The sequence below is a fragment of the Planktotalea arctica genome, assembly GCF_002105285.1.
Classification (GTDB): Bacteria; Pseudomonadota; Alphaproteobacteria; order Rhodobacterales; family Rhodobacteraceae; genus Planktotalea; species Planktotalea arctica.
On the sequence record NZ_MUHR01000006.1, the window covers coordinates 156612 to 183137 of the forward strand.

Sequence of the window (26526 nt, forward strand, 5' to 3'; positions counted from 1 at the left end):
ATGCGGCGCGCCAAGTCCTGACGGCGCGCCGCAATTTCGCAATTACTTCGACATTGTGAAGTATTTCACTTTTGGCTGATCCTCTGCATCAACTTCGATGCCGACTTTTTCGGACATGCCCCAGTTCAGAACCTGATGGTGGATCGGAATGTAGAGCTGCTCGTCCTGCACAACACGCCAGATTTTAGCGATATCTGCGTTACGCGCGTCCAGATCGGTGTTGGAGGCCAGCGATTTGATCATGCCGTCCAGATCCGCATCGGCAAAACCGGTGCCGTTCCACGTGCCGATGTCAGATTCGCGGCTGTGCACCAGAAAGTTGAACACATATTCGGAATCGTAGGTCGGAACGCCCCAACCGAGCATGTAGAAATCGGTTTTGCCATCGGTGATCAGCGGGAAGTGCTGCGCCTTCGGCTTGGCATCGAGGTTCACCTTGACGCCGATCTGGCCAAGCATGCCGACGGCCGCCTGACAGATGCCTTCATCGTTGACATAACGGTCATTCGGGCAATCGAGGCGGATGGAGAAACCATCGCCATAGCCAGCTTCGGCCATCAACGCCTTGGCGCCTTCGATGTCCGTGGAGGATTCCGCGTCCATTTCAGCCGTCCAGCCATTCACGAAGGGCGGTGCGATCATGCCCGCAGGCGCGCTCTGGCCGCGCATCACAACCTGGCGGATCGCATCGCGATTGATTGCCATGGACATCGCCTTGCGCACGCGCACATCTGCGAGCGGGTTGGCACCATCGACGTTGTCACCCTCGATATCAGCCGCGCCCTGGTTCATCCCGAAAAAGATGACGCGGTTCTGCGGTGCTTGCTTGACCACAAGGCCATCGACTGCATTCACGCGCTCAAGGTCTTGTACGGGCATGTCTTGCAGGAAATCGATCTCGCCCGAAAGCATCGCAGCGACGCGCGTTGCGGCGTTCTGGATCGGCGTGTAGACGATTTCGCTCACTTCGAGTGGGAACTGATCGCGGCCCCAATAGGCTTCGTTACGCGTCATGACGGTTTTCACGTCAGGCTCGCGATTGGAGAGAACGTAGGGACCTGTGCCGTTTACGTTGGTGGTGGCGAATGTGATTTCGCCGCCCTCGAAGTCCTGCACGTTGACGGTGTTGTTCGCCTCGGTCCAACCTTTGTCCATCATGAACAGGTTGGTCAGGTTGGAGGGCAGGATCGGGTTCGGGCCGTCGGTGACGATCTCGACCGAATACTCGCCCACGGCGCGTACTTCGGTGATCGAGCCAATCAGCTCTTTCATGTCCGAGTTGGGCTGTTTCGCGCGCTCGAAGCTGAACACGACGTCCTCGGATGTGAAATCCGCACCATCGTGGAATTTCACGCCTTGGCGCAGGTTGAAGACCCAAACCGTCGGATCACCGGCTTTGGGTGCCCAATCGGTTGCGAGCGCTGGCTCGAACGCGCCAGAAATGTCGCGGATGATCAGCGGCTCATACATCTGGTGACGGATTGTATGTGTCGGACCTTCGTTTTGCGCGTGCGGATCGAGCGTCAAAGCATCGCCGGAGCGCGCCCAGCGGAGCGTTTCCGCGCTAATGGGCGCTGCCGTAGAGATCAGCAAAGCGCCAAGCATGGTTGCCATCGTCAGTTTCATCGAGATTCCCCTGTTCAGATTTATCCTCCAAAAATGGATTATTCTGCGCGAATGGCAAGGGGTCGTGTGGTGCGCATGCAGATTTCGCCATTTGACGGGGCGTGCATGATCGATCGGGTGTCGCGATAGGCTGTGTCCAGCGTTTGCGTATTTATCGCTCTTTCCTCCCCATTCAGACAGGTTTGCTCGTGAATTTCACCTATTCGCTGCAAGGCGACCGTGTTGGCTGTGGACACGCGCGTGATTTGCCCCGACAGGTGCAGAGCTCGTAAATTGGAAAGAATCGTATCGATGTGCCCGGCTCAACCGACCAAGACCATGCAGCGTGGATGGATCATCCCGATCGGCGGGGGCGACAAGAAAGTGCGCTCCTCCACTATTCTTCAACGCTTTGTTGAATTGAGCGGCGGCGCGGATGCGCGCATGGTGATCATTCCCACTGCCTCGCAACTGGATACTGCGGGGCAACGCACGCAGGACGTCTTTGGCCAGTTGGGCGTCAGCGACATCGAAATTGTTGACCTTGCGACGCGCGCGGATTGCGCAGACCCCAAGTTTCTTGAAAAGCTGAATGCTGCCACAGGAATATTTTTTACCGGTGGCAACCAGCTTCGGCTGGCCACGACCATCGGTGGCACTTTGGCGGCCAAGGCGCTGCGTGCGGCCAATGCGCGGGGCGTGCATATTGCGGGTACTTCGGCAGGTGCCGCTTTCGTGTGCGAGCATATGATTGCGATCGGTAAATCAGGTGGCACGCCCAAACGCGGCATGGCATCGCTGTCACCGGGTCTCGGGTTGACCAACCGGGTGATCGTCGATCAGCATTTTCGCGAACGTGACCGGCTGGGACGTTTGATGACGGCATTGGCCTATAATCCCTTCGCGACGGGGGTCGGCGTCGACGAAGATACAGCGGCGTTTATCGGACCTGATGATGTGATCGAGGTCTTTGGCAGCGGCGGATTGACTATCGTTGATCCATCCGAGCTGGAGTTTTCGTCTATGGCCGATGCCCAGACAGGCGCTGCCGTTGGACTTATCGGTCTAAAGCTGCATATCCTTCTCGCTGGGGATCGCTATGATCTAAATACGCGCCGTGCCTTTCCAAGCGCAGGACCGTGACGCGCGCGATATCTGCCTAACATCTGAACAAAAAGGGGAACTTGCATGAAGATTCTTGAAACATCCGTTTTTCGAGGTCCTAACATTTATGCAAAGTTCCCGGTCATTCGACATGTGGTTGATATCGGTATTCTGGAAGACTGGCCCTCTGCGAAAATCGGAGAGGATTTTATCGAGCAGCTTCTGGACGCTTTGCCCGGCCTAGCAGAGCACGGCTGCTCGTACCGCGAACATGGCGGGTTTATTCGCCGTCTGCGCGAGGACGAGGGCACGTGGATGGCCCATATCTGGGAACATATGTCGATCGAGTTGCAAAACGTTGCAGGGTTGGACGTCACCTTCGGGCGCACGCGCGGCGCAGGCGAGAGCGGTCTCTACAACATGGTGTTCCAATACGAGCAAGAAGAGGTCGGCCTGCACGCCAGCCAGCTTGCGCTGGATTTTATTCACAACCTGTTGCCGGATCATCTGCTCGAAAATAGCGAGCGCGTGGAAGGATTTGATTATACCGCGGAGCGCGAAAAGTTCATTCGCGCCGCGCAGCGCAAAGCGCTGGGGCCATCCACCGCTTCGCTGGTCAACGCGGCCATTGCACGTGATATTCCCTGGATGCGGCTGAATGAATACAGTCTGATCCAGCTTGGCTACGGAAAATACCAAAAGCGCATTCAGGCGACGATTACCTCCGAAACCGATTATATCGCGACCGATCTGGCCTCGGACAAAAAAGCCACCAACCGTATTTTGGGCGATCTTGGCCTGCCAGTGCCGCGCCAGATTGCGGTAAGCGATGCGCCAGCGGCAGTAAGTGCGGCGGAGCGCATCGGTTATCCGGTCGTCGTCAAACCTTTGGACGGCAATCATGGCAACGGGATTTCGATCAATCTCAAGACGGGCGAAGCGGTGGCAGAGGCATTCGAATTCGCGCTCGTTCATAACAAGCGCGGGCGCACGGTTATCGTGGAGACCTTCATTGAGGGCCTCGATCATCGGATGTTGGTGATCGACGGCAAACTTGAGGCCGTGTCCAAGCGGGTACCGGGGCATATTGTGGGCGACGGCAAACATAGCGCCGCGGAACTGATCGAGATCGTCAACTCCGATCCGCGCCGCGGCGTCGGGCATGAAAAGGTGCTGACGCGGCTAGAGCTGGACAAGACCGCCGAAGACCATCTGGCCGAGGTCGGGTACTGCGCCGCTGATGTGATCAAAGATAAAGAGGTGGTGTTCCTGCGCTCGACCGCGAACCTCTCCACGGGGGGCACGGCGGTGGATGTCACCGATATCGTGCATCCGGACAACCGCAACATGGCAGAGCGCGCGATCAAGGCGATCGGGCTGGATATCGGCGGCGTTGATTTTCTGTCAGCGGATATTTCGCAATCCTACAAGGACATTAATTCGGGCATATGCGAAGTGAACGCTGCTCCGGGCTTTCGCATGCACGTCGCCCCAAGCGAGGGCAAGTCACGTGACGTTGCCGGCGCGGTAATGGAAATGCTCTTTCCCGCTGGCACGCCCAGCCGCGTTCCTATCGCCGCGATCACCGGCACCAATGGCAAGACGACCGTGTCGCGCATGGTTGCGCATATTCACAAGCTGAGCGGCAATACCGTAGGTTTGGCCACGACGGATGGCGTTTATATAGACGGCAATCTGACGGTCAAAGGTGATTTGACTGGACCGCGTGCGGCGCAGATGATCCTGCGTGATCCAACGGTGGACGCGGCTATTCTGGAAACGGCGCGCGGTGGATTGCTGCGCAGTGGCATGGGCTATGAGCGCTGTGATGTGGGTGCGGTGCTGAACATCGACGCGGATCACCTTGGCCTCAAAGGTGTCGAAACCGTCGAAGACCTTGCCCGCGTCAAGCGTATCGTCGTCGAAGTGGCGCGAGACACGGCGGTTCTGAACGCGGATGACGAGCTGTGCCTGAAGATGGCCAGCCACACGCAGGCGGATCATATTTGCTACGTCACCATGAACGCCAATCACCCGCTGGTGCGCGAACACGTGCGCATCGGTGGGCGCGCGATAGTGCTCGAACAGGGCATGAACGGACATATGATCACGATCTACGAGAATTCTTCGAATATCCAGTTGATGTGGACCCATCTGATCCCGGCAACCATCGACGGTAAAGCGATGCACAATGTGCAAAACGCGATGTTCGCAGCGGCGATTTGCTACTCGATGGGCAAATCACTCGAAGATATCCGCCAAGGACTGCGCACTTTTGCGACCTCGTATTTTCAGGCCCCCGGACGTTTGAACGTATATGAGGAACATCCGTTCAAGGTTATTCTGGATTATGGCCATAACCCCGCCGCGATCAATGCGATGACCAAGCTATGCACCCAACTGGAGCCCAAAGGACGCAAATTGCTTTGCTTCTCGATGCCGGGGGATCGACGCGACGAAGACATCGTGGCCGCTGCGCATACGGTCGCGGGCAAGTTTGATCACTATATTTGCCGCGCTGATGACAACCGCCGTGGGCGCGGTAATGCCGAAGTGCCTGAATTGCTGAGCAAGACCTTGATCGAATGCGGCGTGCCCAAAGAGTGCATCGAGATTATTCCCGACGAAACTCAAGCGGTCGAGGCTGCATTGCAACACGGGCAAGCGGATGATCTGTTGTTGGTCTTTGGCGACAACATAGCGCGCACTTGGAAGCAGATCATTTACTTTAACCGCCCTCAGGATGCTCTGGATGCAAGCATGGGCGATGGCTCTGGTGCAAACGGGGGCGCAGACGTGACTGGCCAAGGCGGCGATCATGACCAAAGCGCGCCCGATCCGCTTGCGGGCGCAACGCCGGTGGAGGGTGCGCCGCAGGTGCCCGAGAATATTCTCTTGGGCGGTATGCGCATGATCCGCGATGCGCGCGGCGTGCGCCTTGTGGACACACAGGAGGAAGACGGTGATTGAGACCGGGGCCGAGCTTGCCAACACACGCCGGTTGAGCGGCGCAAATTTCCTGATGAGCGCACATGGCGCCGCCGCCGAAGCCCGCATTGGCGATGACGGCAAAGGTTTGGTCATGGCGCTGTGGCGCGCGGCGGCGCGTGATTTACTGGACGCCGTCGGCTGGCCTGATAGCAAGATCGCACTGCGCGCCTTCGAGGGTGGGGCCACGTTGCAAATCAGCGCGCCCACAGATGCGCTTTACGCGGCGACAGAGCTGCTCGAGACCTCTTGGGCGGCATGTTTGGCCCGTATGGCTGGGCACACGTTCGATATCGAGGCTGCAGCGCGTGCCGTCACGCCGCGCATTGCAGCAGAACGATCGCCCAAGGAAGTCGCGCTGGCGCAGGCGGCTGGGGTGCGCGGCGTCACCTATCTCGGGCATGACGACAAGATTTCGCTCGGCATGGGGCGGGGCGGCAAAGTCTTCGATATCACAGATCTACCTGCGCCCGACGATGTGGATTGGGACGCTTTGCACGATATCCCGGTTGCCATGGTCACAGGCACCAACGGTAAATCCACGACCGTCAGGCTGGCCGCTGCAATCGGCGCGGCGGCGGGAAAATGCGTCGGCCTGTCGTCAAGCGATTGGGTGCGCGTCGGGGGCGATATTCTGGATGAGGGGGATTATTCAGGCCCCGCAGGCGCGCGCTTGGCGCTGCGTGATCCACGGGTGGAACTGGCTGTTATTGAAACGGCGCGCGGAGGGCTGATGCGCCGCGGCTTGCCCGTTCCGCGCGCGGATGTTTGCCTGCTTACCAATATTGCCGCCGATCATTTGGGGTCCTACGGGATCATGGACTTGGCTGCGTTGGCCGATGCGAAGTTTCAACTTTCGCAAGCGGTGCGCCCGAGTGGGCGATTGGTTTTGAACGCAGATGATCACGAACTTGTTGCGCGAAGTGCAGGGTTTGACGGTGCGATCACCTGGTTCGCCCCTACGTTCGAGCAACCCCTGCTCGATGTCTGGATCGCAAGCGGCGGGCGTGCCGCCTTCGTTTCTGGCGGGCAGATGATGCTCGCGCGCGATGGCGGTGTGGCTGCGGTTCTGGCCGTGGATGATTTCGTGCCTGCGCTGGGCGGCGCGGCGCAGTTCAATGTTTACAACGCGCTTGGTGCGATTTGCCTTGCTGATGCTTTGGACCTGCCGCTCGCGGCGATGCGCGAGGGGCTTCGGGGCTTTACCGATACGCCCGAGGAAAACCCGGGGCGCGGCAATTACATCGAGCTTGGCGGGCTGACCCTGCTGATCGATTTCGCCCATAACCCTCACGGTCTTTTGGCTTTGGCCCCTGCAATCAAATCTATTCCCGCAGAGCGCAGGCTGGTGATCGCCGGGCAAGCGGGGGATCGCAGCGATGCAGATACCTGCGATATGATCCGTGCGCTGTGGACGTTCGAGCCGGATATGGTCGTGGTTGCCGAGTTGCCCACATTGCTGCGCGGGCGTCCCCTTGGTCAGTTGAGCGAGGTGATGAGCGCTGAGTTGCGCAGGCTCGGGGCAGGCGAGGATAATATCCTCGAGACGGAAACCGAATATAAGGCCGTGCTCAAATCGCTTGAATGGGCGCGCAAGGGTGATTTCCTCGCGCTGCTGTTGCACGACAGCCGTGTGCAGACCATGGCGCTTCTGGAGCGCTTGCGCCTGTCGGGGTGGCAAGCGGGACAGCCTTTGCCGCTTTAGGGCTGCGCCTTAGAAACGGGCCACAAGCTTGGACCCATTAGGCTGGACATCATGGCTCCGGCTCGAACACGCGTACGACGGGGGCAAGCGTGCTGGACACGGCGGCGCGCTTCATAACGTGGCTGTTATAGGGCATTGAAATGCTGCCCTTCGCATCGATTGCGATAAGCCCGCCATCGCCGCCAAAGCGTGCGACTTCATCCAGAACTTGCCGGCTCGCGCTCTGCAATGGCGTGTTCGCGTAACGCATTCTTGCTGAGACGTCATAGGCGCTTGCGGTGCGCATGAATGCTTCGCCAAGGCCGGTGCAGGAAACGGCAACGGTTTCGTCGGCCCATGTGCCAGCCCCGATGATTGGCGTATCGCCGACGCGGCCTGCGCGCTTGCCAAAGGTACCGCCCGTAGAGGTGCCTGCGGCAAGTTCGCCGTGCAAATCGAGCGCCACAGCACCAACGGTTCCATGGTTCGCGCTGTCTGCGGAGCCGTGTGACAGATGTTCCGTGTAATAGGCGAGCGGATCAGTGATTTCGCTCAAACCGCTTGCTTTGGCGGCGTTTTGCGCGCCAAGCCCGGCGAGCATTACATGGTGTCCATCTTCAAGCACAGCCCGAGCTGCGCGAATCGGGCTTTTGATCCCTTCGATTGCAGCAACTGCCCCTGCGCGCCGCTGGGGGCCGTGCATAAGCGAGGCATCAAGCTCGAATCCGCCCGTCGAGTTGGGTGCAGAGCCTTTTCCCGCCACATATAGACCCGAGGCCTCGAGCGCTTCCACGGCCCAGACCACAACGTCCAAGGCCGATTGGCGCGCGCGCAGCTTTTCCTGCCCCGCGATGATCAAACGTGTCAGATCCGCCTTTTGCGTCGTATAATCTGTACCTGGCCGTGCACCGGCCCCGCCGTGAAGTACCAATGCGTATGTCATGTTTTTGTCCTGAATAGAGCGGCTGGCGTTTCTTAAAGCGATGCGCAGACAGGCCGCTTTGCGTGCCGTCGATTTTTCTTGATCCCGTTTCATAATGAAAAATGCGCAGCATTTGAAGGGCTTGATCGCGCCTAAGGTTTGCTAGGTCCGTGCAAAGGTGCGCTGCAGCTTGCGTATTCGTGTTGACAAATCTGCGAGCATCACCACAAATCGCAATCATCGACATCGGGAGAACCAGCGCTGCTGGTGCCGAAGGAGCAACCGCCCCGGAAACTCTCAGGCCCAAGGACCGATGCCGTTACGAACACTCTGGAGAGAGGCGCGATATGCGTCCGCCGAAGGGATAGCGATCTCAGGCCAAAAGACAGAGGGGGCATCACGCCGGCGAGAGGATTCGCTTGGCAAAGTGTGGTGCCGTTTGCCGATTTTCAGCGCAGCCGGTCCGAATTTGGGAAAGGGCCGTAGATGTCTGAATTGCTTGAGACGCCTTTGCACGATCTGCATGTTGCGCTTGGTGCCAAGATGGTGCCCTTCGCGGGCTATTCCATGCCGGTGCAATATCCGCTGGGGGTGATGAAGGAACATATCCAAACGCGCGAGCGGGCGGGGCTGTTCGATGTCAGTCACATGGGGCAGGTGAAGGTCTCTGGCACAGGCGCGGCCGCGGCGTTGGAGCGGCTTATTCCCGTTGATATCGAAGGGCTTGGCCTTGATCGTCAGCGCTATGGCATGTTCACCAACGCGGCAGGCGGGATCATGGATGATCTGATGCTGGCCAATCGCGGCGATCATATTTTCATCGTGGTGAACGCCGCCTGCAAGGATGCGGATATTACCCATATGAAGGCGCATCTGGAGCCTGATGTAAGCGTGACGCCCGTGACGGATCGTGCGCTTCTGGCGTTGCAAGGTCCGAGTGCGCAAGCGGTGCTGAGCGCGCTTGATCCAAAGGCGGCGACTATGCGTTTCATGGATGTGGCGACGCTATCGCTGAACGGGGCTGAGTGCTGGGTGTCTCGATCAGGTTACACGGGCGAGGACGGGTATGAAATTTCCGTTGCCGAGGCGGATGCGGTCGCTTTGGCCGAAGCCTTGCTGGCGCACGGTGACGTAGAGGCCATCGGTCTTGGCGCGCGCGATTCCCTGCGCCTTGAAGGTGGGCTTTGCCTGTATGGCCATGACATTGACGCAAGCACGACGCCCGTTGAGGGCGCGTTAAGCTGGGCGATCCAGAAAGTACGCCGTAGCGGCGGCGCGCGCGCGGGCGGCTTTCCCGGAGCAGACATCATTTTAGGGCAACTGGAGCAAGGCGCACCGCGCAAACGTGTTGGATTGCTTCCCGAGGGCCGTGCGCCGATGCGCGAAGGCGTCGCGCTTTTTGCCAGTGCTGAGGGCGGCGCGCAGATCGGCGCGATCACCTCTGGCGGCTTTGGACCCAGCGTCGGCGGCCCCGTCGCCATGGGGCTTGTCGACCGCGCGCACAGCGAGGTCGGCACAACGGTATTTGGGGAATTGCGCGGCAAGCGTTTGCCACTTACGATCGCCAAGCTGCCCTTCACAGCGGCCAATTTCAAACGATAACTCACGGGAGACTCTCCATGAAATACACTGAAGAACACGAATGGCTACGCGTTGAAGACGACGGCGTCGTCGTCGGCATCACCGAGCACGCGACGACTCAATTGGGCGATATCGTCTTTGTCGAACTGCCCGAAGTCGGTACGACCGTTACCAAGGACGAAGAGATCGTGGTGATCGAGAGCGTAAAAGCGGCCTCCGACATTCTTGCGCCTATTGATGGCGAAATTGTCGAGGTGAACGAGGCGCTTGCCGAGAACCCCGCGCTGGCCAATGAGGACGCCATTGGCGCAGGTTGGTTCTTCAAGATCGAGCCGTCCGATCCATCCCAGATGGACGATCTTATGGACGAAGCCGGTTACAAGAAATTCATCGCTTAAGAGAGAGATCAAAATGACGTTCACCCCCACCGACTATCTGCCTTATGATTTTGCGAACCGCCGTCACATTGGTCCATCGCCCTCTGAAATGGCGCAGATGCTGGATGTGGTGGGGGCGAAAGACCTCAATGCGCTGATCGATGACACACTGCCAAAATCGATCCGCCAGCAGGTGCCGCTCGATTTTGGCAAGCCCAAGTCCGAGCGCGAATTGCTGCATCACATGAAGCAGGTCGCGCAAAAGAACAAAGTGCTGACCTCGTTGATCGGGCAGGGCTATCACGGAACAGTTACGCCGCCCGCAATCCAGCGCAATATCTTTGAAAATCCTGCATGGTACACGGCCTACACGCCCTATCAGCCGGAAATTTCCCAAGGGCGTCTTGAGGCGCTTTTGAACTTTCAAACCATGGTCAGCGATCTGACAGGGCTTGAAATTGCCAACGCATCCCTTCTGGACGAGGCAACCGCCTGCGCAGAGGCGATGACTATGGCGCAGCGCGTGTCCAAATCCAAAGTCAAAGGCTTCTTCATCGACGAGAATTGCCACCCGCAAAACATCGCCGTGATGAAAACCCGCGCCGCGCCCCTGGGTATCGATGTGACGATCGGCCGGGTCGAGGACATGGATGCCGCGGCCGTGTTCGGTGCAATTTTCCAATACCCAGGCACTTATGGCCATTTGCGCGACTTCACCGACGACATTGCCAAACTGCACGCGAGCAAAGCGATTGCGATCATGGCGGCGGACCCTATGGCTTTGACATTACTCAAGGAACCGGGTGCGATGGGCGCAGACATTGCGGTTGGATCCACGCAGCGCTTTGGCGTTCCCGTTGGCTACGGTGGCCCTCACGCGGCCTATATGGCGACCAAGCAAGCCTATGCGCGCAACATGCCTGGGCGCCTTGTCGGTGTGTCGATCGACAGCCATGGCAACCGCGCCTATCGCCTTAGCCTGCAAACCCGCGAGCAGCATATCCGACGCGAAAAAGCGACATCGAACGTCTGCACGGCGCAGGCCTTGCTTGCGGTTATGGCGGGCTTTTATGCGGTGTTTCACGGGCCTGAGGGCCTCAAAGCCATCGCGCAGCGCATTCACCGTAAAACTGCGCGCTTGGCAGAAGGGCTGCGCATGGCGGGTTTCGTATCCGAGCCAACGGCCTTTTTCGACACCATCACTGTCGATGTCGGTCCGCTGCAATCAGCGGTGATGAAATCTGCGGTGGACGAGGGCATCAACCTGCGCGCTGTGGGCACAACCAAAGTGGGGATCACGCTGGACGAGCGCACGCGCTCTGAAACCATTGAAGCCGTTTGGCGCGCCTTTGGTCTGCGCCAAGAGGACAAGGATTACACGCCGCATTACCACATGCCCGAAAAGCTGATCCGCACTTCCGATTTCCTCACGCATCCTGTGTTCCACATGAACCGCGCTGAAACGGAAATGATGCGCTACATGCGCCGCCTTGCGGACCGCGACCTTGCGCTCGACCGTGCGATGATCCCGCTTGGCTCTTGCACGATGAAGCTCAATTCCGCCGCTGAGATGATGCCCGTTAGCTGGGACGAGTTTTCCTTGCTACACCCCTATATCCCCAAGGATCAGGCGGCGGGTTATTATGAGATGATCGACGATCTAAGCGCCAAACTCTGTGATGTGACGGGCTATGATGCGATTTCCATGCAGCCCAATTCAGGCGCTCAGGGTGAATATGCAGGGCTTCTCAGCATTGCCAGCTATCACCGTGCACAAGGGCAGGGGCAACGCGACATTTGCATCATCCCGATGAATGCACATGGCACCAACCCTGCCTCTGCGCAGATGGTGGGCTGGAAGGTGGTCCCCGTGAAATGCGATGCGCGCGGTGATATCGACCTTGATGATTTCCGCGCCAAAGTGGCAGAGCATAAGGACAACCTTGCCGCTTGCATGATCACCTATCCATCCACGCATGGCGTGTTCGAGGAAACCGTGATCGACGTATGCAAGATCACCCATGATAACGGCGGCCAAGTCTATATTGACGGAGCGAACATGAACGCCATGGTCGGCCTGTCGCGCCCCGGTGATCTGGGCGGCGATGTTTCTCACCTCAACCTGCACAAGACCTTCTGCATCCCGCATGGCGGCGGTGGTCCGGGCATGGGGCCGATTGGCGTTAAATCCCACTTGATCGCGCATCTGCCCGGTGATCCCAACGGCGGTGAGGGGGCTGTTTCTGCCGCGCCCTTCGGCTCGCCGTCTTTGCTGCCGATCTCATGGGCCTACTGTTTGATGATGGGCGGCGAGGGGCTAACACAGGCCACGCGCGTCGCGATCCTGAACGCCAACTACATTGCTAAACGCCTCGAGGGCGCGTTCGAGGTGCTCTACAAAGGCCCCACAGGGCGCGTCGCGCACGAGTGCATTATCGACACGCGCCCCTTCGCCGACAGCGCGCATGTAACTGTGGATGATATCGCCAAGCGTTTGATTGATTGCGGTTTTCACGCCCCAACGATGAGCTGGCCCGTGGCGGGTACGCTGATGATCGAGCCCACAGAGTCCGAAACCAAAGCCGAGCTGGACCGCTTCTGCGACGCCATGCTGGCGATCCGCGCCGAGATCAAACAGATCGAGGATGGCGATATGGAGGTAGACAACAGCCCGCTGCGCAACGCGCCGCACACGATGGAGGACTTGGTGAAAGACTGGGATCGGCCCTACACGCGCGAGACCGGTTGCTTCCCTCCCGGGGCTTTCCGCGTGGATAAATACTGGCCGCCTGTGAACCGCGTCGACAATGTCTGGGGGGATCGCAATCTGACCTGCACGTGCCCGCCGATGGAAGACTACGCGGTTGCAGCGGAGTAACGATTGAGAGAGCCGCCTGTGATGGGCGGCTCTTAAATTTTGATCAACGCGGCTCGCTTTTGATGCTATTACTTCAGCAGGCTTCGATACGCTGCCTGCGCTTCTTTAGCGGCGATCAAAGGCAGGCCGCGCGCGATCCAGCCGGGGCCACGGGCGTTGCCGAACATGCCCTCCGAAACATCGATCACGTCGGGAAAACCGTTCTTTGCCAAGAAGGACACCACATATTGCGTGCGCCCGCCCGTTGCGCAGATCAGAGCGACCGGTTGGTCCTTGTTTGCGTTAAGCAAGGCGCTGATTTGCTTGGGAAAAGCCGGATCGTGCATAGTGAGCGCGATGGCACCTTCTGCGACGCCGGTTTCCACCCACTCCGCGGGGCTGCGAATGTCTACGAGGATCATTTCGCCTGCGCTGCTTGCCGAAAAGGCGTCGGGCGCGGAAATGATGCTTGGCTCTGCGGCCAGCGGCGTGGTGATCAGTAAAAGAAAGCTCAGGAAAAGGCAGCGCAGCATTCGGGTCCGTCCTTTGGCTGATGGGTTGAGGCAACCTAACGCCCAAGGTGTCCCTCGGCAAATCAAATGAAATCACGCAAGCATGAACACATCGTAGCGCGTTGATTTTCCTAGGATTTGATGCGAGCAGGGGCGCACACCTTCGATCGGATCGCCCTTGGCGGGCCATTTCAGCACGACCCGATTGCGCGCATGCTGAAGCGCGGTGCGCAGCAGATCGGCGGCGTCGGGATCGGTGCCGACGATCTCGCGCACCTGGCGCAGTTCGCGCTTCACAAGCGCAGAGTTTTTGCGCGGCGGGTGCATCGGATCAATCAGCACCGCTTCGGGGGACAATGTGGGCAGCAGGTCTTTTGCATCACCGTGCAAAAGCGTCATGCGGGCGATGATATCGCGAAAATCGCCCCCCGCATCATGCGCGCGCGCCATGCCGTCCGCGAGCAGCGCGTGCATCTTTTCACTGCGCTCGATCAAGGTCACTTGTGCTCCGAGCGAGGCCAGCAAGAAGGCGTCGCGCCCAAGCCCCGCCGTTGCATCGGTGATGTGCGGCGTCTTGCCCGCGCGCAGACCCATCGCCTTGGCGATGGCCTGACCGCGCCCACCGCCAAAGCGCAGGCGATGCGCGACAGCGCCGCTGACGAAATCGACGCGCAAAGGCTCGGGTGTTGCTGGCATGGGGTGGCCTTAGTGATTGTCGCGCGGCATGCCTTTGCGCGCCACATCTTTGTAATCGTCCGCGCCGCGCAATGTCATCCCCTTGTCGAAAGGTTCGACCAATTCGCGGAAATACTGCTGCCATGGAGTCTGGCTTGCAGGGATTGGAAAACCGCCGTTCGCAACCAGCGTATCGCGCCGTGCGTTGAATTCTTCATCTGAAATCATGATGTTGGCGCTGAACTCATTAAGGTCGATGCGGATCATATCGCCGGTGCGCAGCACGGCTAATCCGCCGTTATCAGGTGCTTCGGGCGCTGCGTTCAGGATTGAAGGAGAGCCTGACGTGCCCGATTGACGCCCGTCGCCTATGCAAGGAAGGGCTTCGACGCCCGCCTTCAAAAGATACGCAGGCGCGCGCATGTTCACCACTTCCGCGCCGCCCGGATAGCCCTTGGGACCTGCGCCGCGCATCACGAGAATGCAGCGCGCGTCAATCGCTTCGGCGGGATCGTCGATGCGGTGGTGATAATCCTCAGGCCCGTCGAACACGACCGCGCGACCTTCAAAGGCGTTGGGGTCATCCGGATTGCTGAGGTAGGCCGCGCGAAACGCGGGGCTGATGACGGAGGTCTTCATGATAGCGCTGTCAAACAGATTGCCCTTGAGGTTGATGAAGCCCGCATCGGCCTTGAGCGGGGCCGCAATGGGCAGGATCACATCGTCATTGGTAGAGGGGCGCAGCGCGCAGTTCTCGGCGATGCTCTTGCCGTTCGCTGTAACCGCATCGGGATGCGGTAGCAGGCCCTCGGACAGGAGCGCGCTGATCACGGCAGGCACGCCGCCCGCGCGGTGAAAGTCCTCGCCAAGATATTTGCCCGCAGGCTGAAGGTTAACCAGAAGCGGAATTTTGTGGCCCAGGGTTTGCCAGTCGTCATTGTCCAGAGCCACGCCCAAATGCCGTGCAATCGCGTTGAGATGGATCGGCGCGTTGGTCGAGCCGCCAATGGCTGAATTGACCACGACTGCATTCTCGAAGGCGTCGCGTGTCATGATGTCCGAAGGGCGCAGATCGTCCCAGACCATATCCACGATGCGTTTGCCCGTTTCATAGCTGATCTGCCCACGTTCGCGATAAGGCGCTGGAATCGCGGCGCTTCCCGGCAATTGCATGCCAAGTGCTTCGGCCAGAGAATTCATCGTCGTGGCTGTGCCCATGGTGTTGCAATAGCCCACAGAGGGGGCAGAGGCCGCCGCGATTTCCATGAAACCGTCTTCGTCAATTTCGCCTGAGGCCAACTTTTCACGCGCTTTCCATATCACCGTGCCAGAGCCCGCGCGCTCACCGTCCCACCAGCCGTTCAGCATGGGTCCAACGGACAATGCAATCGCTGGAATATTAACCGTTGCGGCGGCCATCAGCAGGGCAGGGGTCGTCTTGTCACAGCCAATCGTCAACACGACGCCATCGACGGGATAGCCATAAAGCGTCTCGACCAAACCAAGATAGGCGAGGTTGCGATCTAGCGAAGCCGTGGGGCGTTTGCCCGTTTCTTGGATCGGATGCACAGGCATTTCCAAAGGCACGCCGCCGCTCGCGATAATGCCGTCGCGCACGCGCTTGGCCAGCTCGATATGATGGCGGTTGCAGGGCGATAGATCGCTGCCGGTCTGGGCAATCGCGATGATCGGCTTGCCCCCTTGCAGCTCTTCGCGGGTCAGCCCGTAATTCAGGTAGCGCTCTAGATACAGCGCCGTCATTTCGCGATTTTCGGGATTGTTGAACCACTGACGCGAACGAAGGTTTTCTGGGGGCATTTTGGTCATATCTGGATCCTTCAAAGCGGTTGGTTGCGCTGCAAAGCCCTATGCTGTCACCTGCGTGCGCGTTGTTGCCTATTGACCATGTGCGCGGTGATTTGTCGAGATTGAAGTGATTGCGCTAACACAAAACAGCGCTCAAAAGAGGCCGATTGCGCGGTGTCAGCCTCCCCTGCTGGCTGCCGGCTCAGCAGGGGCTACAGCTAGTCTGATCTATCCCAAACCGAGATTGGCCCGGCCACGTTAAATCAGCTCTCTATTCGCCAAGTCCTAACAGCCGTTTGCGATCCGATGACCATTTCAGGATCGTGAGATCGAAGGTCAAAGCCATCAATGACACGCAGATGCCCAGAACAAAGTTTTTGCCCAGATCGGTGCCAGCAAGGGTGCGTTGCAACTCTTGGCCCAAGTCTTGCGTGCCAATGAAGGCCGCGATGATGACCATGAAGAAGGCGAACATGATCGCCTGATTGAAGCCCACGGCCATGGTCGGTAGCGCGAGGGGAAGCTCGACCTTGATCAACCTTTGCATCCGCGTTGCACCAGACATTTCAGCGGCCTCGATGACTTCCAGTGGAACCGTGCGCAGCCCCTCGATCGTGTAGCGGATCAGCGGCACCATGGCGAAGATCAGGATCGAGAAGATCACCGCGATATCTGTGATGCCAAAGAGCATAATCGCAGGGATCAAGTAGATGAAGCTGGGAAAGGTTTGCGCGGTGTCGCAAACCAGTAGCATCCGCTTGGACCATTTTTCCGAGCGCGCAGCGAGGATGGCGATGGGCAGGCCCAGCAGCATCGCGAGGGATACGGCAGAGATCACCGAATAGAGCGTGATCATCGAGCGGTCCCACCAGCCCGAAAGCGCCACCAGCGAGAAGAAGATCGCAGCCGTGATCGCTTGGCGGCGGCCCCCCAGCCAAAGCGCAAAGGCAGTGACCAAAAGGATGACCGCAGGCGTCGGGATCGAGAGCAGGAAGTTGCGGAACGGGATCAGGATCTGCACATTCACGAAGGCGCGCATGAAATGGGTCGAGGCTTTGACCCATTCGATATTGAGGAACCACTTGATCGCCACGTCCATTTCTTTACCCATGGACAGGCTTTGGCGGCGGCCAATCTCCGAGGCAAGTTCAAAAAACTGCGCCACGATACAGAAGAAAACGAAGGCTGCCGTGCCAATCACCAGCATGAAATGCCGCTGCCACCACGGCGTGCCGCGCTCGAAATGTTCGGGTTGTTTCGCAACCCAAGCCTTTGACATGCGATCCAGCGTCACCGCGAGCAAGACAATAGTGATGCCAATCTCGAAGGAGCGGCCAAGTTTGAAACTGCCCATCATCGCAAGCAGTTTCGCGCCAAGGCCAGGCATGCCGATAAAGGCGGTCAGAACCACCATGGCAAGACAGAGCATGATCACCTGATTGACGCCCACAAGAATTTCGGTGCGCGCAGAGGGCAGGTAGACATGGCGCAAGAGTTGTAGCTTGGTGCAGCCGCTCATATGGCCGGCCTCGACCACTTCGGGGCTGACTTTTTGCAAGCCGAGCGTCGTCATCAGGATCATCGGCGGGATCGCGTAGATCGTCGTCGCCACTGCGCCAGCCGTTGGGCCGACCTTGAAAAAGATCACCGCTGGCAAAAGATAGGTGAAGAAGGGCAGGGTTTGCAGCACCGAGAGTACCGGCTTGAGCCCTCTGTCAAACGCGGGGGATTTCCACGCGGCTATGCCTAGGGACAGGCCGATCACGAAGGCGCTTGGTGCGGCGATCACCAGCACGGACATGGTCTGCATAGCGATGCTCCACTGGCCGACCAAGGCGGTCCAGATGAATGTGGCTGCCGCAAGGCTCGCCATTTTCCAGCCCCCCAGATAGTAGCCGAGCACAGCCGCCGCAGCCGCAATTGCGGTCCAAGGGATCGGGCCGATATTGGGCCAGCGGCGTTTGCCGTAAAACAGATTGCCAGTGACATCGAGGAACCATTGCAGGATTTCGGTAAGCCAGCGCGTGAGCACCAAAAGCCCCAGATCGTCCTTTACGAAGTTGAAGATCGCATCGAGCCAGTCGGCAAAGTTGGGGACCAAGGCTTCGGGCAGGCGATGCAGGGCTGCGGGCAAAAGGCCAGTGTATTGCAGAGCGGTCAGAAAGATTGCGATGCACACGAGCAGTACTGCGCCGCGAGGGCGCGAGAGAGTTGCGATTTCAGCGGGGGCTTGCGTCGTTGCGTCGCTCATAAATCGGCCCCGACCAGAATGCCCAAAGCCGTCTCGCGGCGCATCGCCCCGATGAGCGCGCCATCCTTGTGCACGGGAATGGCGTCGCGCGTGTCCTGAACAAGCAGTTTGGCAAGGGAGTGCACAGACGCGCCAGCATCGATTGGCGCGCCGTCGCCCACCAACCCGTCCTCGGCCAGTGTTCCGGCAAGCACGACGCGGGCCTTGTCGATCTCTTCGGTGAATTTGCGCACATATTCAGTGGCTGGGTGCAGCACGATTTGATCGGGGGTGCCGCATTGCTCTACTGCGCCGTCCTTCATGATCGCGATGCGATCGGCAAGGCGCAGGGCTTCGTCAAAATCGTGCGTGATAAAGACGATTGTTTTGTTCAAAAGTTGCTGAAGACGCAGGAATTCATCCTGCATTTCGCGCCGGATCAGCGGGTCGAGTGCAGAGAAAGGTTCGTCCAGGAACCAGATGTCCGGCTCGATCGCCAAGGATCGCGCAATACCGACGCGCTGTTGTTGGCCACCAGAGAGCTCACGTGGGAAATACTCCTCGCGCCCCTCAAGGCCGACCAGTTTGATCACTTCAAGTGCGCGTTCGCGGCGCTCGTGTTTGTCCTGGCCACGCATTTCCAGTGGAAAGGCCACATTCTCTAGCACTGTGCGGTGCGGAAGCAGGCCGAAACTCTGGAACACCATACCCATCTTTTTGCGGCGCAGCTCGATCAGTTCTTTCTCGGAGAGGGACATGATGTCCTGTCCCTCGACCTCGATGGTGCCGCCGGTGATTTCGTGAAGGCGCGAGAAACAGCGCACCAAAGTAGATTTGCCAGAACCCGAAAGGCCCATAATCACTAACATCTCGCCGCGCGAAACCTCGATCGACACATCCTTGACGCCCGCGATATAGCCATCGCTGCGAATGTCATCAAAACTGCGTCCCGCGGGCATTTTCTTGAGGTAGCCCTCGGGGTCATTACCAAAAATCTTCCAAACATTCTTGGCGGAAATAACGGGGGCACTGTCGGTCATGGGAAATCCTGTATAGGAAGCCCCGCGCGAATTTGATCGAACGGGGCTTTTGAAAGAATGGTCGGCTTTAGGTTTTAGTTGACCCAGGCGGACCAGACGTCTTTATTCTCTTCCAGCCAAACTTCCGCCGCTTCTTCCGGCTCCATCTCGTCGATGTCTACCATCTTGGCCATCTGCGCGATCTGAGGGTTGGTGAAGGAGATTTGCTCCAGAATGCTGTAGGCGGATGGCCATTTCTCTTGCATGCCCTCCCATGCCGCTTTCTTCATGTAGCCCTTCGCAGGGTTGCCGCAGTCATAAAGTGCATTCGGGTTTGGACCGACCGCTGGATCTTTGTCGCAGCCCTCGACCCACTCGGGGAATTCGACGAATTCACCGGGCCAGACCGCTTCGGCAAAGTTTGGTGTCCAGTTGAATACAACGATTGGCGTCTTGTCTGCTTCGGCTGCGCCGATGGCGGCCCAAAGCGCCGCTGCAGAGCCGGCGTTGACTACGGTGAAGTTCATATCAAGCGCTTCGACCCGCTCAGCGCCATGCTTGAGCCAATCGACAGGACCGTCCAGATAGCGGCCCTTGTCGCCGGTTTCTGCCGTCGTAAACAGCGCGGCGCATTCGTTCAGCGCTTTCCAGTCCGGCAGGCCGGGACAGGCGTCTTTGGTCCACATCGGATACCACCAGTCCTCGCGCGTTACTGCGTCGTGATCCCCGACATCGACGATGCCGCCTTTTTCCATGGCCGCGCGGAAGGATGCGCCGAACGCGCCTTCCCAGACTTCCATCTCAAGGGTCACATCGCCAAGGCGCACCGATTCATAGACCGCCTGGCTGTCTGTTGTGACGAATTCGACGTTGTTGCCGTTGGCTTCGAAAATCTGGCCGACCACGTTGGACATGACGATCTGGCTGGACCAATTGTGGATCGGAATCACGATCGGATCGCTACTGTCTTGTGCGAAGCCTGCGAAAGGCAATGCTGCAAGAACGCCTGCAACCAGCGCTGTTGTTGTTTTTTTCATTTTTTTTCTCCCTGTGCTTCGCGATCTCGTCGCCGCGAATGTCTGATGCCACTTTGGCTATGGATCGTCGCATCTGTGCTTTTTGCGAATCTGCATGCGACGGTATGGCAATATTTGTCAGTGTCCCTCTTTTTTCCTCTCAATCAAGTTTTTTTCTTGTGTGTAGCGATTTCAAATGGTTTGGTTTGTTGGAATTGCACAAAATTTGTCCAAATGGGCGCAAGCTTTGTCGCATTTCAGCATCCTCTGGGTGCGCGTTTTGAGGACTGTGGGCGCTGGAGGCCCGAGGCACATGCGATATTCTGGATTCAAGGTGATCAAAGAGGCCCTAAGCGGTCACAAAGGTTGGAAACCTGCGTGGCGCGAGCCTGATCCAAAGCCCCACTATGACGTCGTCATCATTGGCGGCGGTGGCCATGGTCTTGCCACCGCGCACTACCTTGCAAAGGTGTACGGTCAGAAAAATATCGCGGTGATCGAAAAGGGCTGGATTGGCGGGGGCAATGTGGGCCGTAACACTACGATTATCCGCTCGAATTACCTGTTGGACGGGAACGAGCCGTTCTATGAGTTCTCGCTCAAGCTCTGGGAGGGCTTGGAGCAAGACCTGAACTACAACGCAATGGTGTCCCAGCGCGGTATTATGAACCTCATCCATTCCGATGCGCAGCGCGACGCGTTTGTGCGGCGCGGCAACGCGATGATGCTAAACGGCGCAGACGCGGAATATCTGGACGAGGCACAGATCCGGCGCGAATACCCGTTCCTGAAATTTGATGATCAACGCTTCCCGATAAAGGGCGGCCTTGCCCAGCGGCGCGGCGGCACCGTGCGCCATGATGCGGTCGCTTGGGGCTATGCGCGCAGCGCTGACAGCCACGGGGTCGATATTATCCAGAACTGCGAAGTCACCGGATTTCGCATCGAGGGCGGTGTGTGCAAAGGCGTTGAAACTTCGCGCGGCTTTATTGGCGCGGGCAAGGTGGGCTGCGCGGTCGCGGGAAACTCCAGCCGCGTGATGGCTATGGCGGGCATGCGTCTGCCGATCGAGAGCCATGTGTTGCAGGCGTTCGTGTCCGAGGGCCTCAAACCAGTGCTGCCCGGCGTCATCACCTTCGGTGCGGGACATTTCTATGTGAGCCAGTCTGACAAAGGGGGCCTTGTCTTTGGCGGCGATCTGGACGGCTATAATTCCTATGCGCAGCGTGGCAACTTGCCGGTGGTTGAGGATGTCTGCGAGGGCGGCATGGCGATCATGCCGATGATCGGACGCGCGCGGCTTTTGCGCATGTGGGGCGGCATCATGGATATGTCGATGGACGGCTCGCCCTATATCGACCGCACGCATATCGAAGGGCTCTATTTCAATGGCGGCTGGTGCTACGGCGGCTTCAAGGCGACGCCAGCTTCGGGCTACACCTTTGCGCATTTACTCGCCAAAGACGCGCCGCACGAGACGGCGACGGCCTATCGCCTCGACCGTTTTAAGACAGGTCACATGATCGACGAAAAAGGGATGGGCAATCAGCCCAATTTACACTGATGATTATCAATCACCCCCTCCTTGGCCCGCGCGACAGTTCCGAGTTTGTTTATATGGGCGATGCCAGCCTGATCGAGCGGCCAGATCCCGAAGCGGAAACCGCCGCAAGCGATTTTGTTGAGTACGCTTACCTGCGCGACAACCCTGCGAGCTGGCTGCGCGAGTTGTGGTTTCATGAGGGGGGCGATCGCTCTTGGCTTGTCGTTACGCGCAACACGGTGACGCATGAAATTTCACAGGTTGAAATGGCCCGCGATGTTGCGCGCAGCAAGGGGCGGTCAAAATGAGCCAAGTGAACCGGTTGGACGGCGGCCAGATTGATCGCGCGGCAAGTTTCAAATTCAAATTCGACGGTAAGGACTTCTTTGGCCACCCCGGCGACACGCTGGCCTCTGCCTTGCTCGCCAATGGTGTGCGCCTTATGGGGCGTTCGTTCAAATATCACCGCCCGCGCGGTCCATTGACGGCGGGCAGTGAAGAGCCGAACGCGCTTGTCACCTTGCGAGACGGCGCGCGCGCAGAGCCGAACACGCGGGCGACGACGGCAGAGCTGTTCCATGGTCTCACCGCGCGTTCGCAAAATTGCTGGCCTTCGGTGAAATTCGATATGATGGCGGTGAACGATGCCGCCTCTGATTTCCTTGCTGCGGGATTCTATTACAAGACTTTTATGTGGCCCGCGCCCTTCTGGGAAAAGGTCTACGAGCCGATCATTCGCCGCGCCGCTGGCCTTGGTGCTTTGTCGATGAAGGAAGACCCAGATGAGTACGACAAGGGTTTTCGTCACTGCGATCTGCTGATCATCGGGGCAGGGCCGTCTGGCCTGATGGCGGCTTTGAGCGCGGGGCGCGCTGGCAAGGAAGTGATCCTTGCCGATGAGGATTTCGCGCTTGGGGGGCGGTTGCTGAGCGAGCGGCTTGAGATTGGCGGTGCGTCTGCGCTGGATTGGACCGCGCAAACGGTTGCCGAGCTTTCCTCCATGCCCAACGTGCGCTTGATGCCGCGCACGACCATCATCGGCGCGTTCGATCATGGCATTTACGGTGCCGTGGAGCGGGTGTCTGACCATCTGGCTGTGCCCGCCAAGGGCAAGCCACGTCAAATCCTGTGGCGCATCTACGCGGATAAAACCCTGCTTTGCGCGGGCGCGACAGAGCGTCCTATCGCGTTCGAGAACAACGACCGCCCCGGCATTATGCTGGCCTCTGCCATGCGCTCTTATGTGAACCGCTGGGCCGCAACGCCTGCGCATCGCGTGGCGATCTTTACCTCATGCGATGATGGCCACCGCACGGCGGCGGACCTGCATGCCAAAGGCGTAAAGATTGCAGCGGTAATTGATACGCGCGCGCAGGCTCCGCAGTCCTTTGACTATGAGGTTCTGGCAGGCGCTGAAGTGAGCAACACCAAAGGGCGGCTTGGCCTTACATTTGTTGAGGTCAAGCTAGCCGACGGCAGCAGCCGCACGGTTGAATGCAGCGCGCTTGGCATGTCGGGCGGGTGGAACCCGAATGTGCATCTGACCTGTCATCAACGCGGACGCCCGGCGTGGGATAGTGTGCTTTCAGCTTTTGTTCCGGGTGGATCTTTGCCGCAGGGGATGAGCGTTGCTGGCGCTGCAATGGGCGATTTCACCACCCACGGTGCATTGCTCTCTGGTGCGAAGGGTGCAGCCGATGCACTGGGGATCAAGACCGCAGATGTGCCAATGGCAGAAGATGCACCGCCCAAACAGGCGGCATTCTGGTTCGTTGAGGGGGCCAAACGCGCATGGCTCGATCAACAGAACGATGTGACTGTGAAAGACGTAGTGCTTGCACATCAGGAGGGGTTCCGCTCTGTCGAGCACCTCAAACGCTACACGACGCTTGGCATGGCGACCGATCAGGGCAAGACCTCCAACATGGGCGGCCTTGCGATCATGGCAGAGCTTGCGGGCAAAGCCATTCCCGAGGTCGGCACTACCATTTTCCGCCCGCCCTATACGCCTGTTGCGATTGGCGCGCTTGCGGGGCGTATGCGCGGCATGGAGTTTCATCCGACCCGTCTGACCCCTTCGCATGTCTGGGCGAAAGAGCGCGGCGCGGTCTTTGTCGAGGTGGGCAACTGGCTGCGCGCGCAGTGGTTCCCGATTGCGGGCGAGACACATTGGCGTCAATCGGTGGACCGCGAGGTTGCGCAAACCCGCGCCTCTGTGGGCGTGTGCGATTGCACCACATTGGGCAAGATCGACGTGCAGGGGGCGGATGCAGCACATTTTCTCAATAAGCTCTACTGTAACCCTTTTGCGAAACTGGCGGTCGGCAAGGTCCGATATGGATTGATGCTGCGCGAGGACGGGATCGCGATGGATGACGGCACCGCCGCGCGCCTTGCCGAGGATCATTTCGTCGTCACAACGACCACGGCCAAGGCGGGGCCTGTGTATCAGCACATGGAATTTGTGCGTCAGTGCCTGATGCCGGATGCGGATGTTCAGTTGATATCTACGACCGAGGCTTGGGCGCAATATGCGGTGGCTGGCCCCAATTCGCGCGCGCTGCTGCAAAAGATCGTGGACCCCGAATTCGACATATCCAACGAGGCGTTCGAGTTCATGGCCTGCGCCAATATCACCGTCTGCGGCGGCCTGCGTGCGCGCCTGTTTCGGATTTCCTTCTCTGGCGAAATGGCGTTCGAGATTGCGGTGCCGTCGCGCTACGGTGATGCGCTGATGCGCCGTCTTATGGCCGCGGGCGAAGAATTCGATGTGGTTCCATACGGCACCGAAGCGCTTGGCGTGATGCGGATCGAAAAGGGGCATGCGGCGGGCAATGAGCTGAATGGCACGACGACGGCGAACAATCTTGGCATGGGGCGGATGGTGTCCAAGAAGAAGGATAGCATCGGCACGGTTTTGTCCGAGCGTGCGGGCCTCAACGAGGAGGATGCGTTGAAACTGGTTGGTGTGAAGCCGTTGAACCGCGCGGAAAAGATCACCGCAGGCGGGCATTTGATGGCCGCCGCTAGCCCCGTCGATGCGGCGCATGATCAGGGCTATGTGACATCTGCGGCCTACTCGCCCGAGGTTGGCTCGATGATCGGTCTTGCGTTTATCAAATCGGGGGACGCACGCATGGGCGAGAAAATGCGACTGGTCTCGCCCTTGACTAAAAGCGAGGTTGAGGTGGAAGTCACTTCTGCCCATTTCGTTGATCCAGAAGGGGGGCGCCAACGTGCATGATCTTATCGCCATTACCGCGCTTGGCGGGCTTGAGCCACGCGTCGATACCGTTGCGGGTACGATACTGAGCGAAAACCCGGGGCTTGCGCTGGCCTCCGTTCATGCGCGCATGGGGCACGAGGACGCGTGCCGCGCGCATTTGGCAGATTTGCTAGACGGGCAAGTGCCCGAGGTTGGCCGCACCGTTCTGCGCGATCCCGAAGCGGCGTTCTGGACGGGGCCGGATCAATGGATGGTCGGCGCGCCGTTCGACACGCACGAGGATCTGGCGGCAGAGCTTAAAGCGCGCTTTGGCGATACCGCGTCTGTGAGTGAACAAACCGATGCCTGGGCTTGCTTTGATCTGCGCGGGCCGGGGATGGCGGCGGTGATAGAACTGCTGTGTCCGATCAATATCCGCCAGATGCAAACGGGTGATGCGCAGCGCACATCCATTCATCACTTGGGGTGTTTTGTCCTTCGCCGTGATCCGAGCGACTGGGTGCGCATCCTTGGACCGCGCGCTTCGGCGACGTCGCTGCATCACGCGGTGTTAAGCGCAATGCGCTCTGCGCTTTGAGCAAGGCTAAAAATGTTTATCCTTAGGAATTTTTTTATCCTATTGTGATAAGGGTGGGCTTTAAGTCGCGTATGCGGCGATGTGGAGGCCTTGTTTCAGTGTGCAATTGGGAGCTAAGGGTGATATTATGAATATCGAAAAAATATTACCCGAGATGGCCGTGAAGCTAAGCCAGGACCCTCACCGCACCAGCACGCAAGATCGAGAAAAGGTTCTCGAGATTGCGATCGGGCGCGAGGTGCGTGCCTTTCGCAAGCAAAAAGAGATCACCGTTGCCGAGTTATCGTCGCAAACGGGCCTTTCTATCGGCATGCTCTCCAAGATCGAGAATGGCAATACGTCGCCCTCGCTCAGCACGTTGCAGACACTTGCCAACGCGCTCTCTGTGCCGCTGACCAGCTTTTTCCGCCGCTTTGAAGAGCAGCGCGCGGCGGTGCATACGAGATCGGGCGAAGGCGTCGAGCTGGAGCGTGATGGCACACGCGCAGGACATCAGTACAATCTGCTTGGACACATCGGCGCGAACACCAGCGGGGTGATCGTAGAGCCGTATTTGATTACCTTATCCAAAGAATCGGATGTATTTCCAGTGTTTCAGCACGGCGGGATTGAGACGATCTATATGCTTGAGGGTAAAGTGGATTATCGCCACGGCGATGAGGTGCATGCGCTCTTGCCAGGGGATACTTTGTTTTTTGACGCGGATGCGCCGCATGGCCCTGAGCGTCTGGTCGAACTGCCAGCGCGCTATCTGTCCATTATCAGCTATCCGCAATCGCTCGGCTAAAGGGGCCCTGTCGCGGC

Annotated in this window: 19 protein-coding genes and 1 riboswitch; of the genes, 11 read left to right on the forward strand and 8 right to left on the reverse strand. The window is 58.7% G+C overall.

The genetic code is table 11. From position 1 onward, the window contains the following. Positions 1-42: 42 nt before the first annotated feature. Positions 43-1626 (reverse strand): ABC transporter substrate-binding protein, encoded by a 1584-nt coding sequence (locus tag B9P63_RS08075; RefSeq protein ID WP_085308047.1) that lies wholly within the window; start codon positions 1624-1626, stop codon positions 43-45. Positions 1627-1917: 291 nt separating this feature from the next. Between B9P63_RS08075 and B9P63_RS08080 the strand changes: the two genes are divergently transcribed. The 3 genes from B9P63_RS08080 to B9P63_RS08090 are packed head-to-tail and all read left to right on the forward strand — an operon-like array spanning position 1918 to position 7402. Continuing rightward, complete coding sequence (locus B9P63_RS08080; protein ID WP_085308048.1) at positions 1918-2748, forward strand: cyanophycinase; 831 nt, start codon at positions 1918-1920, stop codon at positions 2746-2748. Between the two features lie 45 nt (positions 2749-2793). Next, the gene (gene cphA / locus B9P63_RS08085) at positions 2794-5679 is read left to right on the forward strand and encodes a cyanophycin synthetase (RefSeq protein WP_085308049.1); all 2886 of its coding nucleotides are present in this window, start codon (positions 2794-2796) and stop codon (positions 5677-5679) included. Beyond that, a complete protein-coding gene (locus tag B9P63_RS08090) occupies positions 5672-7402 on the forward strand; it encodes a Mur ligase family protein (RefSeq protein ID WP_176219122.1) in 1731 nt (576 codons plus the stop codon). Before cphA ends, B9P63_RS08090 begins: the two co-directional genes overlap by 8 nt. A 49-nt stretch (positions 7403-7451) precedes the next feature. Here B9P63_RS08090 and B9P63_RS08095 read toward each other — a convergent pair whose 3' ends face one another. Then, the gene (locus B9P63_RS08095) at positions 7452-8324 is read right to left on the reverse strand and encodes an isoaspartyl peptidase/L-asparaginase family protein (protein WP_085308319.1); all 873 of its coding nucleotides are present in this window, start codon (positions 8322-8324) and stop codon (positions 7452-7454) included. Positions 8325-8540: 216 nt separating this feature from the next. Next, positions 8541-8626, forward strand: a riboswitch (glycine riboswitch). 163 nt (positions 8627-8789) lie between these two features. Here B9P63_RS08095 and gcvT point away from each other — a divergent pair. From gcvT to gcvP, 3 genes are read left to right on the forward strand one after another with little or no spacing between them, the layout of a single operon-like run. Beyond that, complete coding sequence (gene gcvT, locus B9P63_RS08100) at positions 8790-9905, forward strand: glycine cleavage system aminomethyltransferase GcvT (RefSeq protein WP_085308051.1); 1116 nt, start codon at positions 8790-8792, stop codon at positions 9903-9905. Between the two features lie 17 nt (positions 9906-9922). After that, entirely contained in the window at positions 9923-10282 is a 360-nt protein-coding gene (gene gcvH, locus B9P63_RS08105) for a glycine cleavage system protein GcvH (RefSeq protein ID WP_085308052.1), read from the forward strand. Positions 10283-10295: 13 nt separating this feature from the next. Then, entirely contained in the window at positions 10296-13139 is a 2844-nt protein-coding gene (gene gcvP, locus B9P63_RS08110) for an aminomethyl-transferring glycine dehydrogenase (protein WP_085308053.1), read from the forward strand. A gap of 68 nt (positions 13140-13207) precedes the next feature. On the opposite strand, the gene B9P63_RS08115 is transcribed toward gcvP, so the two are convergent. The 6 genes from B9P63_RS08115 to B9P63_RS08140 form a co-directional block, all read right to left on the reverse strand. Beyond that, on the reverse strand, positions 13208-13651 hold the full coding sequence (locus tag B9P63_RS08115; RefSeq protein ID WP_085308054.1) for a rhodanese-like domain-containing protein: 444 nt from the start codon (positions 13649-13651) through the stop codon (positions 13208-13210). A 72-nt stretch (positions 13652-13723) separates the two neighbouring features. Beyond that, the gene (locus tag B9P63_RS08120; RefSeq protein WP_085308055.1) at positions 13724-14326 is read right to left on the reverse strand and encodes a class I SAM-dependent methyltransferase; all 603 of its coding nucleotides are present in this window, start codon (positions 14324-14326) and stop codon (positions 13724-13726) included. 9 nt (positions 14327-14335) lie between these two features. After that, positions 14336-16132, reverse strand: coding sequence for an IlvD/Edd family dehydratase (locus B9P63_RS08125; protein ID WP_085308056.1), 1797 nt, complete (start codon positions 16130-16132; stop codon positions 14336-14338). Positions 16133-16382: 250 nt separating this feature from the next. Continuing rightward, complete coding sequence (locus B9P63_RS08130) at positions 16383-18362, reverse strand: ABC transporter permease (protein WP_085308057.1); 1980 nt, start codon at positions 18360-18362, stop codon at positions 16383-16385. Beyond that, positions 18359-19381 carry a quaternary amine ABC transporter ATP-binding protein gene (locus tag B9P63_RS08135; protein WP_085308058.1) on the reverse strand — a complete coding sequence of 341 codons (1023 nt, stop codon included), beginning with the start codon at positions 19379-19381 and terminating at the stop codon, positions 18359-18361. Before B9P63_RS08135 ends, B9P63_RS08130 begins: the two co-directional genes overlap by 4 nt. A 74-nt stretch (positions 19382-19455) precedes the next feature. Beyond that, on the reverse strand, positions 19456-20397 hold the full coding sequence (locus tag B9P63_RS08140) for an ABC transporter substrate-binding protein (protein WP_085308059.1): 942 nt from the start codon (positions 20395-20397) through the stop codon (positions 19456-19458). A gap of 292 nt (positions 20398-20689) precedes the next feature. Between B9P63_RS08140 and B9P63_RS08145 the strand changes: the two genes are divergently transcribed. The 5 genes from B9P63_RS08145 (at position 20690) to B9P63_RS08165 (ending at position 26509) form a co-directional block, all read left to right on the forward strand. After that, the gene (locus tag B9P63_RS08145; RefSeq protein WP_085308320.1) at positions 20690-21940 is read left to right on the forward strand and encodes a sarcosine oxidase subunit beta family protein; all 1251 of its coding nucleotides are present in this window, start codon (positions 20690-20692) and stop codon (positions 21938-21940) included. Next, the gene (locus B9P63_RS08150) at positions 21940-22227 is read left to right on the forward strand and encodes a sarcosine oxidase subunit delta (RefSeq protein WP_085308060.1); all 288 of its coding nucleotides are present in this window, start codon (positions 21940-21942) and stop codon (positions 22225-22227) included. The genes B9P63_RS08145 and B9P63_RS08150 overlap by 1 nt, the downstream gene beginning before the upstream one ends. Then, positions 22224-25163: a sarcosine oxidase subunit alpha family protein gene (locus B9P63_RS08155; protein WP_085308061.1), complete on the forward strand. Its 2940-nt coding sequence runs from the start codon at positions 22224-22226 to the stop codon at positions 25161-25163. Before B9P63_RS08150 ends, B9P63_RS08155 begins: the two co-directional genes overlap by 4 nt. After that, complete coding sequence (locus B9P63_RS08160; protein WP_176219123.1) at positions 25156-25722, forward strand: sarcosine oxidase subunit gamma; 567 nt, start codon at positions 25156-25158, stop codon at positions 25720-25722. Before B9P63_RS08155 ends, B9P63_RS08160 begins: the two co-directional genes overlap by 8 nt. 127 nt (positions 25723-25849) lie before the next feature. After that, the gene (locus B9P63_RS08165) at positions 25850-26509 is read left to right on the forward strand and encodes a helix-turn-helix domain-containing protein (protein ID WP_425439736.1); all 660 of its coding nucleotides are present in this window, start codon (positions 25850-25852) and stop codon (positions 26507-26509) included. Positions 26510-26526 lie beyond the last annotated feature (17 nt).

What these genes read in the sequence shown, in the direction of transcription:
- B9P63_RS08075 (WP_085308047.1), bottom strand. Translation starts at nt 1,626, where the DNA reads ATGAAACTGACGATGGCAACCATGCTTGGCGCTTTGCTGATCTCTACG.
- B9P63_RS08080 (WP_085308048.1), top strand. Translation starts at nt 1,918, where the DNA reads ATGTGCCCGGCTCAACCGACCAAGACCATGCAGCGTGGATGGATCATC.
- cphA (WP_085308049.1), top strand. Translation starts at nt 2,794, where the DNA reads ATGAAGATTCTTGAAACATCCGTTTTTCGAGGTCCTAACATTTATGCA.
- B9P63_RS08095 (WP_085308319.1), bottom strand. Translation starts at nt 8,324, where the DNA reads ATGACATACGCATTGGTACTTCACGGCGGGGCCGGTGCACGGCCAGGT.
- gcvT (WP_085308051.1), top strand. Translation starts at nt 8,790, where the DNA reads ATGTCTGAATTGCTTGAGACGCCTTTGCACGATCTGCATGTTGCGCTT.
- gcvH (WP_085308052.1), top strand. Translation starts at nt 9,923, where the DNA reads ATGAAATACACTGAAGAACACGAATGGCTACGCGTTGAAGACGACGGC.
- gcvP (WP_085308053.1), top strand. Translation starts at nt 10,296, where the DNA reads ATGACGTTCACCCCCACCGACTATCTGCCTTATGATTTTGCGAACCGC.
- B9P63_RS08115 (WP_085308054.1), bottom strand. Translation starts at nt 13,651, where the DNA reads ATGCTGCGCTGCCTTTTCCTGAGCTTTCTTTTACTGATCACCACGCCG.
- B9P63_RS08120 (WP_085308055.1), bottom strand. Translation starts at nt 14,326, where the DNA reads ATGCCAGCAACACCCGAGCCTTTGCGCGTCGATTTCGTCAGCGGCGCT.
- B9P63_RS08125 (WP_085308056.1), bottom strand. Translation starts at nt 16,132, where the DNA reads ATGACCAAAATGCCCCCAGAAAACCTTCGTTCGCGTCAGTGGTTCAAC.
- B9P63_RS08130 (WP_085308057.1), bottom strand. Translation starts at nt 18,362, where the DNA reads ATGAGCGACGCAACGACGCAAGCCCCCGCTGAAATCGCAACTCTCTCG.
- B9P63_RS08135 (WP_085308058.1), bottom strand. Translation starts at nt 19,381, where the DNA reads ATGACCGACAGTGCCCCCGTTATTTCCGCCAAGAATGTTTGGAAGATT.
- B9P63_RS08140 (WP_085308059.1), bottom strand. Translation starts at nt 20,397, where the DNA reads ATGAAAAAAACAACAACAGCGCTGGTTGCAGGCGTTCTTGCAGCATTG.
- B9P63_RS08145 (WP_085308320.1), top strand. Translation starts at nt 20,690, where the DNA reads ATGCGATATTCTGGATTCAAGGTGATCAAAGAGGCCCTAAGCGGTCAC.
- B9P63_RS08150 (WP_085308060.1), top strand. Translation starts at nt 21,940, where the DNA reads ATGATTATCAATCACCCCCTCCTTGGCCCGCGCGACAGTTCCGAGTTT.
- B9P63_RS08155 (WP_085308061.1), top strand. Translation starts at nt 22,224, where the DNA reads ATGAGCCAAGTGAACCGGTTGGACGGCGGCCAGATTGATCGCGCGGCA.
- B9P63_RS08165 (WP_425439736.1), top strand. Translation starts at nt 25,850, where the DNA reads ATGAATATCGAAAAAATATTACCCGAGATGGCCGTGAAGCTAAGCCAG.